2 tRNA genes are annotated in these 346 nt (G+C 52.6%); both read left to right on the top strand.

The features are described from left to right. Positions 1-83 precede the first annotated feature (83 nt). Positions 84-167: transfer RNA gene (locus tag G9F75_RS19770), tRNA-Leu, on the top strand. Positions 168-176: 9 nt separating this feature from the next. Then, a tRNA-Gly gene (locus G9F75_RS19765) sits at positions 177-251 on the top strand. Positions 252-346: the final 95 nt, after the last annotated feature.

The raw sequence follows: 346 nt of genomic DNA, 5'->3' as shown, positions 1-346 counted from the left end.
CCATTAGCTCAGTTGGTAGAGCATCTGACTTTTAATCAGAGGGTCGAAGGTTCGAGTCCTTCATGGCTCACCATGTTTTTCTTGCGGATGTGGCGGAATTGGCAGACGCGCTAGAATCAGGCTCTAGTGTCTTTACAGACGTGGGGGTTCAAGTCCCTTCATCCGCATTGCCAAACGCGGAAGTAGTTCAGTGGTAGAACATCACCTTGCCAAGGTGGGGGTCGCGGGTTCGAATCCCGTCTTCCGCTCCAACTATACTATACCATCCATGCCGGGGTGGTGGAATTGGCAGACACACAGGACTTAAAATCCTGCGGTAGGTGACTACCGTGCCGGTTCAAGTCCG

The sequence above is a fragment of the Bacillus sp. EKM208B genome, from assembly GCF_011800725.1.
Classification (GTDB): domain Bacteria; phylum Bacillota; class Bacilli; order Bacillales; family Bacillaceae; genus Bacillus; species Bacillus velezensis.
The sequence above is the reverse complement of the archived record's forward strand: the minus strand, read 5'-3'. Positions and strand labels throughout refer to the sequence as shown.